Raw genomic sequence first — 15594 nt, 5'->3', positions numbered from 1 at the left:
AAGTGATGGAAGAAAAACTAAATAATATATTAAGAGCAGCTACAGAATTGAAGGCATCAGACATTCATATCACACCAGGCGTACCACCTGTATTTCGGATTCATGGTGACTTGAAGCGATACGGAGAAAATAAGCTCTTCCCTGTTGATATTGATGCAATGGCTAAATCGGTCATTCCTGAAGGGATGTGGGATCAATTTCTTCAAAAAGGAGAGCTTGATTTCTCCTATGGTATTCCTCGGGTCTCGCGGTTTCGTGTCAATGCTTACAGACAACGTGCAAACATTGCCATGGCGTTTCGAGCGATCCCTTCTGAAATTCCGACGATTGAGGATTTGGGGTTACCACATGTAATCACAAGGATAATGGAAAAGCCTCAAGGACTGATTCTTGTTACAGGGCCGACAGGAAGCGGAAAATCAACTTCATTAGCAGCAATGATAAATCATATTAATCATACAAAAAGTAAGCATGTCATTACACTTGAAGATCCGATTGAATATTTGCATCGACATAACACAAGTATTATTGATCAACGAGAAATTGGTTTTGATACGAAAACTTTTGCAAATGGTCTACGAGCAGCGCTAAGGCAGGACCCAGATATTATCCTTGTTGGGGAAATGCGTGATCTTGAAACCATTCATACAGCCATTACAGCTGCTGAAACAGGACATCTTGTACTAGCGACTCTTCATACATCAAGTGCACCAGCAACCATTGATCGAATTATTGATGTGTTTCCGCCAGAGCAGCAGCCACAGATTCGTGTACAGCTCGCATCTGTTCTCGTATCAGTCGTCTCACAAAGACTCTTTCCTGCATCTGATAAAACAGGGCGTCATGCTGCAACGGAAATACTAGTGAATACACCAGCCGTGGCTAATTTAATTCGAACGGAGAAGATTCATCAACTGTATAATGTGATGCAAACAAGCAAAGCACTTGGGATGCATACGCTTGAAACAAATATAAAAGAGTTAGTCCAATCAGGGGTGATTTCAAAAGAGGTTGCACAACCCTTTGTACAGGAGAGAATTGAATAATGCCACGTTATAGATATCAAGGTAGAGATAAAACCGGGAAGAGGTCTGGTGTTGTAACAAGTAAGACAAAGAAGGACGCGGCAGTTAAGCTTAGGGAGAGTGGCGTACGAGTCGTATCAATTGAAGAAGTACCGGAAACACTATTCACGAAGGATATTACGATTGGAAATCCAGTCAAGCTCCAGGAATTCGTTATTTTTCTAAGACAATTTGCGACCTTAATTAAAGCGGGAGTAACGGTTGTTGAATCGATCTCAATCTTAGCTGCTCAAACAAGTAGTAAGGCTTTAAGAAAAGCGTTGGGAGATGTTGAAGAGGATATAAGAGAGGGGAATTCACTCTCTACAGCTGTCAGTAAACATAAAAAAATCTTCTCAAATTTATTTATTAATATGGTACGAGTCGGAGAAATGGGTGGAAGTCTAGACGATACATTAGAACGTCTAGCCGTTCACTTTGAAAAACAACATAAAACACAATCAAAAGTGAAATCAGCGCTCGCTTATCCAGCTGTGATTGGAGTTATGACTGTTGCGGTTGTCATATATTTGCTAATCGGGGTTGTACCAACATTTGTTGATATGTTTGCTGATTTTGGAGCAGAATTACCTGGAATAACCCAATTTGTGTTAAGTGCTAGTGAGTTTGTACAAGCTTTTTGGTGGCTCTTATTGTTCATTGTAATTGGGATTATTTTAGCCTTAACCATGATGCGACAGCAGGAGCAGGCGAGGTATTATATGGATCTATTGGTCCTTCGAATGCCCATTTTCGGTAAGCTGTTACAAAAATCAGCTTTGGCAAGAATGACGCGAACGTTAAGCTCTCTACTCACTAGTTCTGTACCAATTCTACAGGCTTTAGTAATTGTGGAGAATGTTGTAGAGAATGAAGTGATTGGACGAGTAATAAAAGATGCGAGGACATCACTTGAGCAAGGGAATTCATTAACCGATCCAATGAGAAAGCACTGGGTATTTCCCCCGTTAATTACACAGATGATTTCTATTGGTGAAAATACGGGTTCATTAGATGAAATGCTAGGAAAAGTAGCCGATTTTTATGAAGATGATGTTGAAAATACGACTGATGCTTTAAAGGGATTAATCGAGCCGATAATGATTGTTGTATTAGCTGGAGTTGTCGGGACTATTGTCCTAGCGATTATGGTGCCGATGTTTGATATGTTTAATCATATTCAATAAAAAATAGGTCATTAAGTGTATATCGACATATTCCGTAATATCTTTAGCTTTTCAGGAAAAAATATTGCTTAAACCTGTAAAAAAATGATGTAATTTGCAGGCTTACCGATTATAATAAAAATAGTAAATTAGTACTACCAACAACTTATTAAAGGGGAGCAAGAAAAGGATGATTAAAAAACATTTAAAGAATCAAAAAGGGTTAACGTTAATTGAATTACTAGCTGTTGTTGTTATCTTAGGGATTATTGCTGCGATTGCCATTCCAAGTATTGGTGGGTTAATTGATAACTCGAAAAAAGACGCACATGTTGCTAATGCACAACAGATGATTAGTTCTGCTAAGTTAGCTGTTGCTGGAAACCCTGCTTTACAACCAACAACCAATAATGCTACGGATGCAATTTTTATCTCTTTAAATTACCTTGAAACACAGGGGTATATTGAGCCTATTAAAGATCCTGATGGGTCTGCTGATGCAGGATATAATACTGGTGTTGCAGATAAAGCAAATAAAGGTGAGCCAGCTACAGGGTCTTATGTAAGAGTAACTAAAGACGGTAACAATTTCTCATATAGTGTTAGACTTTTGGGTAGCCAGAGAAATATCCCTTTGACTCCAGAAAATGATCTTGATAGAAGCGGTGTAGCTCAAAACACTGTTCAATAAAGATTGGTTAAATAATCCTAGTTCTGCTATTTTATATATAGAACTAGGATATATTCTTTATAAATTTAAGGATTAAAGAACTTTAGGAGCTGATTAATTGATTTTTTTTATTATTGCACTTTATGGTTTATTAATTGGTTCATTTATTATAGTAGTAGGCTTACGCATCCCAGCAGGCCAATCAATCATAAAACCACGTTCCTCATGCCCAAGCTGCAATCACCAGCTAACAGCCAAGGAACTTGTCCCAGTGTTCTCCTACCTCCTTCAAAAAGGAAAGTGCAGAAACTGTGGGGTGAGGATTTCACCTATATATGCATCTGTCGAGATGGTGACAGCAATTCTTTTTACGATTTCACCATTGTTGGTGGGATGGTCAAAGGAATTGATCGTTTCATGGACATTGGTATCACTACTTATGATTGTCTTTGTTTCAGATATTACATACATGATTATCCCAGATAAAGTCCTCCTCTTTTTTGCTCCAATTGTGCTAATTGAGAGAATCTTTATTCCGCTTGATCCTTGGTGGGATCCCTTCCTAGGAAGTGCTGTCGGTTTTACACTTCTTTTGTTCATTGCGATTATTAGTAAAGGTGGAATGGGCGGAGGCGATATTAAGCTCTATGCAGTCGTAGGACTTGTTCTTGGCTGGAAGCTAACTCTCTTATCCTTCTTCCTCGCAACACTTATCGGAGCAGTAATTGGAGCGATTGGGTTACTTACAGGTAAGCTAAAGCGTGGCAAACCAATGCCATTTGGTCCAGCGATTGTAGGAGGAACGCTATTAGCATATTATTTCGGGCTAGAAATCATGAATTGGTACTTTTCACTTGTTTATACATGATACTTACACATTAAGGGGTTATTTCTATGGCTTTTGAGTTATTTTCATCCAATCAAATTGCAAACATCATTATCAAAGACCATGTAATCCGTTATGTCGGCGTGAAACAGTCTTCCCCAATCGTTGTTCAAAAATACCGTGAACGCTATTTACCTTCTGGAGTCATTGATGAAGGGAAAATCGTTGAACGAGATACGTTGCAATTAATCCTAGAGGAATGTGTGTCTGAGTGGGGAATTAAAAAGCGTCAGGTTCGCTTTACGATTCCTGATTCAGCCGTTGTTATTCGTAAAATAACGGTTCCATTAGATATAAGAGATGATGAAATTGTCGGTTATTTATATACAGAATTAGGGGCAACAATTCACTTGCCATTTGATGAGCCAGTTCTTGATATCAAAATATTACCGGAACAAAATGAGAAAAAGCAGGTCCTGTTATTTGCAGCACCAGAGGAAGTTGCGATCTCGTATTCAACATTGTTACAGGAAGTCTCTTTAAAACCAATTGCTGCAGACATTTCACCATTATGCATGTATCGCTTATTTGACTATAACGATAAGACGAATGTTGATGACCATACCTTGCTCATTCAGTTTGATCTACAAACGGTGAACTTAAGTATTTTTCATGAACATATTCCAATTTTTATGCGTCATCTCCAATTGGAAACGACTATGGATGATTGGGACATTCAACAAAGTACAGCTGGTACGAAAGCAGAAATAAAATGGTTGAATACTCAACGCGCATTAGAAATGATATTTGAAGAACTCTACCGTGAAATTGATCATGTCTTAAATTTCTATCAATATTCACTAATGAAAGGGCAGGAATCAGTGACGAGGATTCTTCTAAGTGGTGATCATCCTTATTTAAATGAAGTCTACTCACGAATCAGTGATCGCTATGAAGTTGATGTAATCACAATAGATTCAATCGAAAATCTTCCAGCTAATTATTATTTACCACTTGGCCTGGCACTAAAAGAGGTGCAGTAAATGTTAGTCGAAATCAATTTACTACCAAAAAAACAAATAAAAAATAGAGCTGGTTTTGTTGTGTTTATCACTATTTTAGTCTTAGCTTTGCTATGCACTGTCTTTGTCATAACTGAGCAATCTAGAATGAACACTGAAAAACAGCGTTTGTCATCTACTCTTTCAGGTCTCGAGGCTGAAAGAATTGCACTTGAACAGGCAATTACGCAAGGGAATGATTCAAACAGTGTGATTAAGCTAGACCAAACAGTGAAGTGGGCTGATGAGTATTTTGTTGAAGCGGTTCCTTTGATTCAGCATTTATCTAGTCTATTACCAGCACGTGGTTTTATTCAATCCTTCAATTATACAGGTGAAGGAAATGTAAGCTATATTGTTCAATTTGATACGAATACAGAGGTTGCTAACTATTTAGCAGCATTGAAAGAATCACCCTATTTAACAGAATCGAGGGTGAATAGTATTACTTCATCACAGCCAGCTGGTGAGACATCAGAAGAAACAGATACTGATGAAGTCATATTACCAAGATATTTAGCTCAATTTGAGTTAGTTATAAACAAGGAAGAATTGAAGCAGCTTCAAAAGGAGGGGAATTAAGTGACTCTCCGTTTTACAAAAAAGCATCTCGTGACGTTATTATTAAGTATTTTCGTTCTAGCTGGTATCACCTATTTAATGATGTTTCTATTAGTTAGTCCAATTAAAAGCGAAATTGAAAGACTAGAATCAAATGTTAGCATGCAAAAAAAGTTTATCGATGTCTTGAAGCAAAATCAAACAGAGTCAGATATTCCAGTTGTTAGTTCAACAGAAATACAAAAGAAAATTCCTGTCATCCCACTAGTTGAACAGCTATTACTAGAAATCGAACAAGCGGAAAATGTGTCAGGAAGTGAAATCACAAGTATGTCCTTTAGTGAAAGTGATTTTACACTAGCACCAACTAATGAACCGATAGAAACGACGGAAGAAGAGGAAACAGAAGCTGCAGAACTACCAATAACGATTGACCCAGCTGCCATCACAGAAGGGTTAAGGCAGGTAACTGTGACCATCTCAGTCCAATCACCAGGCTATGATGAACTAGAGAGGTTTCTATCACAAATTGAGCACCAAACAAGAATTACAAAGGTGGACTCGCTTTCATTTACTGGTAAACAAGAGGCTGTTTCAATTAATCAAGAGGATTTAGATGCACCATTAGATTACACGGTGACTGTATCCACCTTCTATATGCCTGTATATCCAGAGCTTGCTGAGGATGCACCAAAAGTGAACTTCCCAACTCCGAGTGAGAAGAAGAATCCGTTATTTATGAATACATCTGAACAAGACGATGAGTAACAGAAGTTGAAAGCACGAGATCATTCATTTGATTTCGTGCTTTTTTACTCTTTTAAAAAATTTGACGAAAACCTTTATCAACAAGTCGACAAATGTCTTGTTATTTTTTTTTCTGAGTATGCTAGCATGATAGAAAGTATGAAGTGGGTGTTAGAGTATTTTAAGGGTGGTGAAGAAATGGACAAGGGGAGTAATCGGATATCAATTAAGATTAATGGTAATGAAAAAAGTGTTGAGACAGACTCTGAAAAGGCCGGTTCGACTAATTCTATTAATTCTAGTAAACCTAGTGATGAGGAGATCCTTCAACCATTTTCGTATAAGAAAGAAATGGCTGCTGCGAAGGAAGAGGAGAATGATGAATTTTCATGGGTATTACCAAATGAGGATGATCAATCAAGAAATGAAGCTCCTCCAAAAATCGTGCAGATTGAGGATGTTCGAAACAAATATAAAAAAGAGAATCCTTATTTCTCTATGTCGAAACAAAAGAAATCTAGCTTTAATAGAATCCAGACTTCATTTATCAAGACCTTCCTAGTTTCGGTAGTTTTAGCGGTGATTGTCGGTTTAGGACTTGGTGCATTGATATTGAATTTGATGTCAGCTGGGGAGAGTGAGCAGGCTGTCGGAACACCTAGTCCAACTCAACCCGTGACTGGTGGAGCAGCAACTGGTAGCAAGGGTGAAGAGAAAGAAAATCAGCCTAGTGCTGGAGCGGCAGAGTTAAAACTAGAACCGATCAATGTCGCATATGTTCAAGAGGGAGTCTATAAAAATAAAGAAGCAGTCGATCAATTAGTCGAATCTATTAAGCAATCTGGATTTGCAGCTACAACGATAGAAATGGACGGTTCTCACTCAGTGATTGTTGGAATCGGAACAGACAAAGAAATGATAAAAGAAATAGGGAATCTCTATGCAGATAGAGAAAATAAGGAGCCTTTTCATAAGTCTTTTGAGGTTGCTGGAGGTAGCTTTACTAAGGTAAATGAGAATGATGCAAATTATATCAAAGATGCCCAAGCTTTTTTCACGCAATTATTATCTCTTTCTTCAAATTCTTTTTCATCAAAGTCGATTTCTGATGAGCAATGGTCGTCAATTTCTACATTACAGGAGAATATAAAAGGGAAAGTGAACGAGGAAATGAGTGACGGGATGAAATCATTTTCGACAGCATTAACTAATGCTTATAACCATTTGGCCACATATAAGGAATCAACTGATCAAGCAACATTACTTAAATCACAACAGGAATTACTAAATGCCTTTCAACTCTATCAAGAATGGACGGCTTCACTTTCATAAGCTTAGCTTGAATATCTACGAATAGGGACTTATAATAAGTTCCTTTTTTTTGCGGAGAATTCTTGAGTGTTGTGAAGGTACTACCCCACTTAAGATAGAAATTGTGATAAAAACCATTTTTCCAAAATTGTCTAGTTGATTGTAATTTGGTACGATAAGAGAGTATCTTCCAATCATACGAAAAAACATAGTAAAAGGGTGATTTATATGGAACAAAGCCTCATCTTAGCCTCAGGTTCTCCACGTAGAAAAGAGCTTCTAAGTAATCTTCATTTAAAGTTTGATGTCAAGGTAAGCGATATCGAGGAAATCGTTGATCCTACCTTGTCTCCTGGTGAGGTTGTTATGTCCTTGGCATTACAAAAAGCTGAGGGCGTTGCAAGTCAACATCGTGATGCATTTGTGATCGGTTCAGATACGGTTGTTGTTTTTCAAAATGAGGTTTTGGGAAAGCCTAAGAGTGAAGAAGATTCTTACCGTATGCTGAATATGTTATCTGGCGAGACGCATCAAGTATTTACAGGGGTTGCTATTTTACATAATGGCAAACAGATTACTTTCTTCGAACAAACAGATGTAACCTTCTGGGAACTATCGGAATCTGAAATTTGGGACTATATAAAAACAGGTGAACCCAAGGATAAAGCAGGTTCATATGGGATTCAGCAATTAGGTTCTACTCTTGTGAAGCGAGTCAATGGTGATTATTTTGCAATTGTAGGACTCCCAGTTTCAAGAACGATTCGTGAGTTAAAAGAATTAGGCTATCAATTATAAGATAGAAAAAACGATCTCAACCACTCCCTGGCCAGCATTATTCAATTTCTTTTTTTATAAGGGAGGAAAATAGTATTGGATTCTTCATTAATGATTCGAGATTTTCCAGTTGATGAAAGACCACGAGAAAGAATGTTGGCTGAGGGTCCAGAAAGCCTATCAAATCATGAGTTACTTGCCATTATTCTTCGGACAGGCACTAAAGAGGAAAGTGTCTTACAGCTCTCAAATCGGTTGTTAAATCAATTTGAGGGTTTACGACTCCTTAAAGAGGCTACCATTGAAGAGATCACAAGTATTAAGGGAATTGGACCAGCAAAGGCCATTCAAATTATGGCATCTGTTGAGTTAGGAAGAAGAATTGGTAGGCTGCAGTTTGAAGACCGATATGTGATTCGATCCCCAGAAGATGGGGCAAATTATCTAATGGAAGAAATGCGATTTCTTTCTCAAGAACATTTTGTCTGCCTCTATTTAAACACCAAAAACCAAGTCATCCACAAGCAAACGATTTTTATCGGCAGTCTAAATGCCTCCATCGTTCACCCAAGGGAGGTGTTCAAAGAAGCCTTCAAACGTTCAGCAGCATCCATTATTGCTTTGCATAATCATCCTTCCGGAGATCCGTTAAACATAGTAACCTAAACTAGAGTACTCTAAGTACTCTAAGTTTAGGTTTTTTTAATTTCAGTGCTTTGACTATTTAATATATAAAGGTATTATTCATAGTAGTTAAAGTGTTTAAAGGAGGGGAGAAAAATGAAAGTTCAAAAAGTAATTGTGGAGGAAAAACCATATCCATTATACATACTGCTAGATAAAAACTTTGAAGTGGTAGAACTGGTTAAGAAATTTATAAAGTATCTGGATAATACGGGGAAAGCTCCAAATACGATTAAAACATATTGCTATCATCTTAAGTTGTTTTATGAATTCATGAGCCAGAGAGGAATTAGATTAGAAGATTTACAATTTGAGGAAATGACAAACTTTGTGGGATGGTTAAGAAATCCAACTGGAGATGTAAAGGTAATAGGCTTACAACCAAAGAAGGCTAAAAGAGAAGAAACATCAGTTAATGCCATACTTAATGCTGTAACTAGTTTCTTAGAGTATTTAAATCGTACAGGAGATTTTAAGGCTATTGACATGTCTAAAGAGACAAGGGGAAGAAATTTTAAAGGATTTCTTCACCATATAACTAAAGGAAAATCTTATAATAAAAATATTTTAAAGCTTAGAGTCAAAAAGAAACTTGTCCAAGTATTAGAACATGAACAAGTCAAGGTAATAATTGATGCATGTCATACAAAAAGAGATAAATTACTTATTATGGTTATGTATGAAGGGGGACTTCGGATAGGAGAAGTATTATCCCTTCGTATCGAAGATATTTCTATGTGGGATAACCAGATTCATATCACTCCAAGAGATCATAATGAAAACGGAGCTTATATTAAACTTAAGAAAGAACGAACAATCGATGTTAGCAAGGAATTAATGGCTTTATATACTGATTATCTGGTACATGAATATGGGGAAGATTTAGAACACGATTATATATTTATAAATCTTAAAGATTCCTATTTCGGGCATCCCTTAAAATATCAAAGTGTATTAGACCTGATAAGAAGACTGGTAAAACGGACAGGGATCACCTTCAATGCCCATATGTTACGTCACACGCATGCCACAGAGCTTATTAGAAGTGGATGGGACGCTGCATACGTACAAAAAAGATTAGGGCATGCCCATGTACAAACAACACTTGATACGTATGTTCATCTTTCTAAGCAAGATATGAAAAATGAATATAAAAAGTATCTTCAAGGGAGAGAAACATGACAATGAAATTTCCAAGTGTAGCAACTAATAGAAAGCTTATCGCTAGTACAGAGATTAATAAAAAAATAGCTAATATGACAAGTTTTTTAAAAGGATTTTGGGCAGCAGATAGATGGGATATAAGAATTTGTCCGCATCCTAGTGCAATTGAGTTAAGTAAGAATCCATCACTAAGAAATCGTTGGGTAAATTTCGATAAGGTGGAAAATGTCTGGTTGAAAACCGAATTAAAATATTTTTATTACCTCCACTTGAATAATGGAGCTTGGAATGCAAAATCCGTTTGGATTAGAAAGGGAACAGTGATAAGCCGGATGATGGGATTTTTAAATTTAAAATACCCTAATATTACATCGATAACTGAAGTACCTATAAAAAAGGCTTTGACAGAATACCGAACTTACTTAGCAGAACAAAAAATAAAAACTACGACTACTAATTACAAACTTGATGTAAATCAGCAGAAAGTTACTGTACATGCGAACTCCTATTACGTTACTCATCTTAAGCAGTTTATGGAATTCTATGAGGACTTCTATTTTGATGGTGAAGAATGGGAAAAGGATGTTTGGAATCGAAGAAAACTATCGTTACCGGAAGATAAGGTAAATCCAACATCCTACGAGTATACGATCAACTTTAAGGGTTTTGAAAATAATTATTTTAAAGAAATAGTTAAGCTGTATTGTAAACTAATGTTAAACACTGCCAGCTTTTCTCACGTAGTAGATATAGCTTCAAAATTAAAAGAATTTTTTAATTTCATGAACAAAAATTATGAAGGTATACGAAGGATTCATCAATTAACTAGAAATGAAATCGAGCAATATTTTAATTATATTAATTTAAAAGGTTTAAAACCTAGTACCGTAACCGGTCGAATATCTACTTTAGACGTTTTTTTTACTACAATTCAAAGATATGACTGGAAGGATACGCCTTCTAAAATCCTTATCTTTCAAGAAGATTATCCTAAAGTGCCGAAGGCACTACCACGTTATATTGATGAACATATACTCGAACAATTAAATAGGAAATTAGATAAATTGGAACCTTATATCGCTACAATGGTCATGGTACTTCAAGAATGCGGAATGCGTATCAGTGAACTTTGTACATTGAAAAAAGGGAGCGTCATAACCGATAAAGAAGGGGATTGCTTTTTAAAGTATTATCAGTGGAAAATGAAGAAAGAGCATATCATTCCTATTTCTAAAGAAATTGCTGCATTAATATTAGTTCAAGAGCAAAGAGTGGCTGATAACCTCGATGATGGATGTGTATATGTATTTCCTCGAAAAGATGGCTCGCCATTGAAGCAAGATACCTTTAGGGTAAAATTAAATGAATTAGCTTATGAAGAAAAGATAACGGATAGCAATGGAGAAATTTTTCGGTTTCATGCTCATGCCTTTCGGCATACGGTAGGCACAAGAATGATAAACAACGGAGTACCACAGCATATTGTACAGAAATTTTTAGGTCACGAATCACCAGAAATGACGGCGAGATATGCACATATTTTTGATGACACCTTAAAGAAAGAATTTACTAAATTCAAGGAAACTTTAGTGACGAATAATGGCAGCATTTTGGAGTTAGGTGAAGAAGATAATGAAGCTGATAATACAGATCTTCAATGGTTTAAGAAGAATATAAATGCACAAGCACTTCCCAATGGCTATTGTCGCTTACCAGTAATTGCAGGACCTTGCCCTCACGCAAATGCTTGTCTAGATTGCACAAACTTCTGTACAAGCAAACAGTTTCTAAATGAACATGAAGAGCATTTAGAACGCACTAAACAATTGTTAGACAGAGCTAAACAGTATCAATGGCAACGTCAGGTTGAAACTAACGAACGTGTTAAAAATAGGCTAGAGCAGATTATTCATTCGTTAAAGGAGACGAATTAAGATGACCAGAAAGAGTAACACATCTGCTATAATTCAACTTTCAAAGGAGAAGTCCGAGAAAACAAGGATTAGAGTTGAAAAAGCTATTTCAGAGATGGCAATAAAAAAAGAGAAAATCAACTTTAATACTGTTTCTAGAAAGGCTAGTGTTTCAAAGTCATGGCTTTACAAACAGAAAAACATTAGAACTAGAATAGAGACATTAAGAGGGATGCAAATAAGTGAATTAGCTCCCCGTAAACAAAGTAAAAGCTCCCGTTCAGAGGATATATTAATAAAAACCTTAAAAAGCCGTATAAAGGCATTGGAAGAAGAGAATAAACAATTAAAAGATCAGGTTCAAAGATTACACGGCAAATTGTTTTAGTATTAATGAACACCATCCTATAAATCGGATGGTGTTCATTAATGGTTGCTTAGTTTTCTAGATATCGATATAAAGTCGTTTTACTAATGCCTGTTTCATCCCTTATTTGGGGTACGACCGAGGTACTTGTAAAAAAGGGTCATAGCATGGATTTTTTTTACATTTACAACCCTTTTTACTCTGTAGGGTAGGGTGGGGTCAGAAAAGTGCGGTTGTTGGTAGGATCCTAATAGGGGTAGTGTCATTGTCGCTACTCCTATTAAGGAATACTTAAACTAAATCACAAATTAATAAGAAGAAACACATCTTAAAAAATGAGCATTGAACCTTTGCATAATAAGCAAAAGTCCTTTAAAATTTGTTAGCCGGGTAGAAAATGCTATAATGCTCTTATAAAAAAGAATGGATGCAAAATAGTTTAGGTAAGTTCTAAAACGATTTCTTTTATTCTTCGACAAACAGGCCAGATTCGTAATTTCTCAAGAGAATAATACAAGTCGCTGTAGGGGTTTTTGTGTTTTTTCACTTATGATTACTTTGATATACAAGACCTATTTCATCTCTCACTTTATCCAACACTTGTATCGTGGTGTATGAATTTTTATATGAGTTAGTATCAGACTCTGTTTTTCCTCGGTTGATTAATTCAATAAATTCTTTCACTTCGTAATACATAGCTGGATGAGATTGGTCGACTGTTAATTGTTCAACCGTGCCGTCAGTGTAGTGAATTTCTACTTTTTCAGCCGTATGAATCTTATCAATCATGATACTTCCTTTTTCGCCTTGAATTTCGCTTGGTAAATAAGAGTTCGTTATTTTGGAATACATCACAATCGCATCTTTATCATCATATTTTAAGATGACGCTACCTTCACCATCCACACCCGAATCAAGCATAATGCCAGTTGCCTTCACTTCTTTTGGTTCACCAAATAATGTAATAAGTGGATACAAACAATAGACACCAAGGTCCATTAATGAACCGTTCGCAAACTCTGGATTGAAGGCATTAAGGACAATTCCTTCTTTGTATTTATCATAACGAGATGAATACTGACAATAGCTTGCAAAGTATCTACGGATAGGACCAATTTTATGTAAATTATCTTGAATGACCTTGAAGTTTGGAAGTAAGGTTGATTTCATTGCTTCCATTAATAGGGCGTTATGATCTTTTGCGGCTTGAATCATCCTCGCTACTTCGGTTGCATTAACAGCCAGTGGCTTTTCACATAACACATGTTTGCCATTTTGCAAAAATAAAATAGCTTGTTCTGCGTGATATGAATTGGGAGTAGCCAATGTACACCGCGTCAATTTCTTGACTAACTGCCATTTCTTTTAGGTTTGTAAATATTTTTGTTACTCCATATTTACTTGCAAATTCTTCTGCTCTACTAATCGTGCGAGAATAAACAGCAGTTAGTTTAAAATCTTCTACATCATTTGCTGCTTCAAGTAATCTTTCTGTAATCCAATTAGTACCGATTACGCCGAATCGAACCATTTATTCAACCTCATTCCTTTGTTTTATAAAACGAAGAGTTTTGTTTACTACACTTATGAAGCGTTTTTCATCGCCAATAGGATTTTATTTTCCCATAAAAAAACTTATATAGACATGGGGCCTACCAGTGAAATATTGGTGATAACCCAAATAGGGCTCATACTGTGAGTGATGGCTAAATTCTTGGCTGTGCCCCACCCAATAATGATCTCTGATCCGGCCATAGAAGGGACTGAATCAGAGGCTATTTTTTCTTTCCTGTATGGACTGTGTTATTTGTAATATGCAGTAAAGACCGCAATTCATAAAAGAAATAAATGCGGTCTTTACGATGTTTCCATATTTTTTAAAGTGTACTCTATTCGAGATTGGCATGTTTGCCGTACATTTTAGTAGAGTCTAAGCCTTTTTTTTCCATAAAACGCAAGATCAATGCATCATAAAATAATAACATCGTTTGCTCAAAAAGTGACCCCATTGGTTGTATGGTCTTATATTCACTTTCAGATTGATCTTTCGGTGATCCAGGCAATTTAATGATAATATCAGCTAATTTTCCAATCGTGGAGTCAGGGGAAATCGTTACAGCTGCGACCGTCCCACCTAAACTTTTTGCTTTTTCAGCGATTGAAACCAAGGTTTTCGTTTCACCTGAACCTGAACCGATGATCAACAAATCACCTTTTTCTAAATTTGCTGTTACAGTTTCACCGACTACATAAGCATCGATCCCCATGTGCATCATTCTCATCACGAAAGATTTGCCCATAAATCCAGATCTGCCCGCACCTGCAACAAAGATTTTTTTGGATTCCAGAATCTTATTAACCAACTTCTCTGCTTCTTCGTCAGAGATTAAGTCGACTGTCCGACTTAATTCTTGAACGACTTCAGCTAAATATTGAGTAGTTTTCATAGTTATAATTAACCTTGTTTAATTAATTCTTGCATTTTAGCTGCAACTGCTTTTTTATCGTCTTTGCTTGTGATACCGCCACCTACGATGACAAGATCTGGTTGTACTTTAATCACATCTGGAAGTGTTTCTAATTTGATTCCGCCTGCAATAGCAGTTTTCGCATTTTTTACAACGCTCTTAATGGTTGCAAGGTCTTCGAAAGAATTTTTTCCTACAGCTTGAAGGTCATAACCTGTGTGAACGCAGATATAATCTACTCCTAGTTCATCCAGTTCTTTCGCACGACCTTCAATGTCTTTAACTGCGATCATATCAGCAAGGATTTGTTTACCTTGTTTTTTTGCTTCTTCTACAGCACCTTTAATGGACTCGTCTTCAGCTGTACCAAGAATGGTGATGATGTCAGCGCCTGCTGCAGATGCTTGGCTAACTTCATATCCAGCTGCATCCATGATTTTAAGGTCAGCTAATACAGTTAAGTTAGGGAAGGCAGCTTTCACTTCCTTTACTGCTTTAAGGCCTTCATTAATCACAACCGGCGTGCCGATTTCTACAACATCTATATGATTTTCTACTTCTTTCACCAATTCAATGGCTCCTGGAATATCTACAAGATCTAATGCTAATTGTAATTTCATTTATTACTCGCTCCTTATATAATAGTATAATTGTGCCGTATAGCTTTCTTTTGCACAGTGTTATTGTATCCAATTGATAGCTATTTACTAACGGTATGATACTCAGTATACTGGGTATGTTACTAAATTAAAAGTATGCACTTTTTTATCATATAGTAACAAAAAGTATACTATGGGACATAATAAGGGTTGGAG

At 36.5% G+C, this 15594-nt stretch carries 14 protein-coding genes and 2 pseudogenes; 13 read left to right on the top strand and 3 right to left on the bottom strand.

From position 1 onward, the window contains the following. The first annotated feature begins 5 nt into the window (after positions 1-5). From F7888_RS07675 to F7888_RS07615, 13 genes and pseudogenes are all read left to right on the top strand, one after another. Positions 6-1046, top strand: coding sequence for a type IV pilus twitching motility protein PilT (locus F7888_RS07675; RefSeq protein WP_191778593.1), 1041 nt, complete (start codon positions 6-8; stop codon positions 1044-1046). Continuing rightward, positions 1046-2251 (top strand): type II secretion system F family protein, encoded by a 1206-nt coding sequence (locus tag F7888_RS07670; RefSeq protein ID WP_191778592.1) that lies wholly within the window; start codon positions 1046-1048, stop codon positions 2249-2251. Before F7888_RS07675 ends, F7888_RS07670 begins: the two co-directional genes overlap by 1 nt. A gap of 169 nt (positions 2252-2420) precedes the next feature. Next, on the top strand, positions 2421-2921 hold the full coding sequence (locus tag F7888_RS07665; RefSeq protein WP_191778591.1) for a type II secretion system protein: 501 nt from the start codon (positions 2421-2423) through the stop codon (positions 2919-2921). A gap of 97 nt (positions 2922-3018) precedes the next feature. Then, a complete protein-coding gene (locus F7888_RS07660; protein WP_191778590.1) occupies positions 3019-3768 on the top strand; it encodes a prepilin peptidase in 750 nt (249 codons plus the stop codon). Between the two features lie 26 nt (positions 3769-3794). After that, positions 3795-4769 (top strand): type IV pilus biogenesis protein PilM, encoded by a 975-nt coding sequence (gene pilM, locus F7888_RS07655; protein ID WP_191778589.1) that lies wholly within the window; start codon positions 3795-3797, stop codon positions 4767-4769. After that, complete coding sequence (locus F7888_RS07650; protein WP_191778588.1) at positions 4770-5369, top strand: PilN domain-containing protein; 600 nt, start codon at positions 4770-4772, stop codon at positions 5367-5369. It abuts the gene before it with no gap. Continuing rightward, on the top strand, positions 5370-6116 hold the full coding sequence (locus tag F7888_RS07645) for a GspMb/PilO family protein (protein ID WP_191778587.1): 747 nt from the start codon (positions 5370-5372) through the stop codon (positions 6114-6116). A gap of 126 nt (positions 6117-6242) precedes the next feature. Next, positions 6243-7427, top strand: coding sequence for an SPOR domain-containing protein (locus tag F7888_RS07640; protein WP_191778586.1), 1185 nt, complete (start codon positions 6243-6245; stop codon positions 7425-7427). A gap of 207 nt (positions 7428-7634) precedes the next feature. Continuing rightward, positions 7635-8204, top strand: a complete 570-nt coding sequence (locus F7888_RS07635) for a Maf family protein (RefSeq protein ID WP_191778585.1) — start codon at positions 7635-7637, stop codon at positions 8202-8204. 90 nt (positions 8205-8294) lie between these two features. After that, a pseudogene (gene radC, locus F7888_RS07630) lies at positions 8295-8831 on the top strand (RadC family protein); the annotation flags it as partial. 132 nt (positions 8832-8963) lie between these two features. Then, entirely contained in the window at positions 8964-10049 is a 1086-nt protein-coding gene (locus F7888_RS07625; RefSeq protein WP_191778584.1) for a tyrosine-type recombinase/integrase, read from the top strand. Positions 10050-10051: 2 nt separating this feature from the next. Then, entirely contained in the window at positions 10052-11965 is a 1914-nt protein-coding gene (locus F7888_RS07620) for a tyrosine-type recombinase/integrase (protein ID WP_191778856.1), read from the top strand. Between the two features lies 1 nt (position 11966). After that, a complete protein-coding gene (locus F7888_RS07615; RefSeq protein ID WP_191778583.1) occupies positions 11967-12332 on the top strand; it encodes a DUF6262 family protein in 366 nt (121 codons plus the stop codon). A gap of 522 nt (positions 12333-12854) precedes the next feature. On the opposite strand, the pseudogene F7888_RS07610 reads toward F7888_RS07615, so the two are convergent. The 3 genes and pseudogenes from F7888_RS07610 to hxlA all read right to left on the bottom strand — a co-directional run bounded on the left by F7888_RS07610 (position 12855) and on the right by hxlA (position 15399). Next, positions 12855-13842, bottom strand: a pseudogene (locus F7888_RS07610) (Gfo/Idh/MocA family protein). A gap of 358 nt (positions 13843-14200) precedes the next feature. Next, entirely contained in the window at positions 14201-14758 is a 558-nt protein-coding gene (gene hxlB / locus F7888_RS07605; protein ID WP_031538337.1) for a 6-phospho-3-hexuloisomerase, read from the bottom strand. A gap of 8 nt (positions 14759-14766) precedes the next feature. Further along, positions 14767-15399, bottom strand: a complete 633-nt coding sequence (hxlA, locus tag F7888_RS07600) for a 3-hexulose-6-phosphate synthase (RefSeq protein WP_031538336.1) — start codon at positions 15397-15399, stop codon at positions 14767-14769. Between the last annotated feature and the right edge of the window lie 195 nt (positions 15400-15594).

The organism is Litchfieldia stipae, from assembly GCF_014837155.1.
GTDB lineage: Bacteria > Bacillota > Bacilli > Bacillales > Bacillaceae_L > Litchfieldia.
The sequence above is the reverse complement of the archived record's forward strand: the minus strand, read 5'-3'. Positions and strand labels throughout refer to the sequence as shown.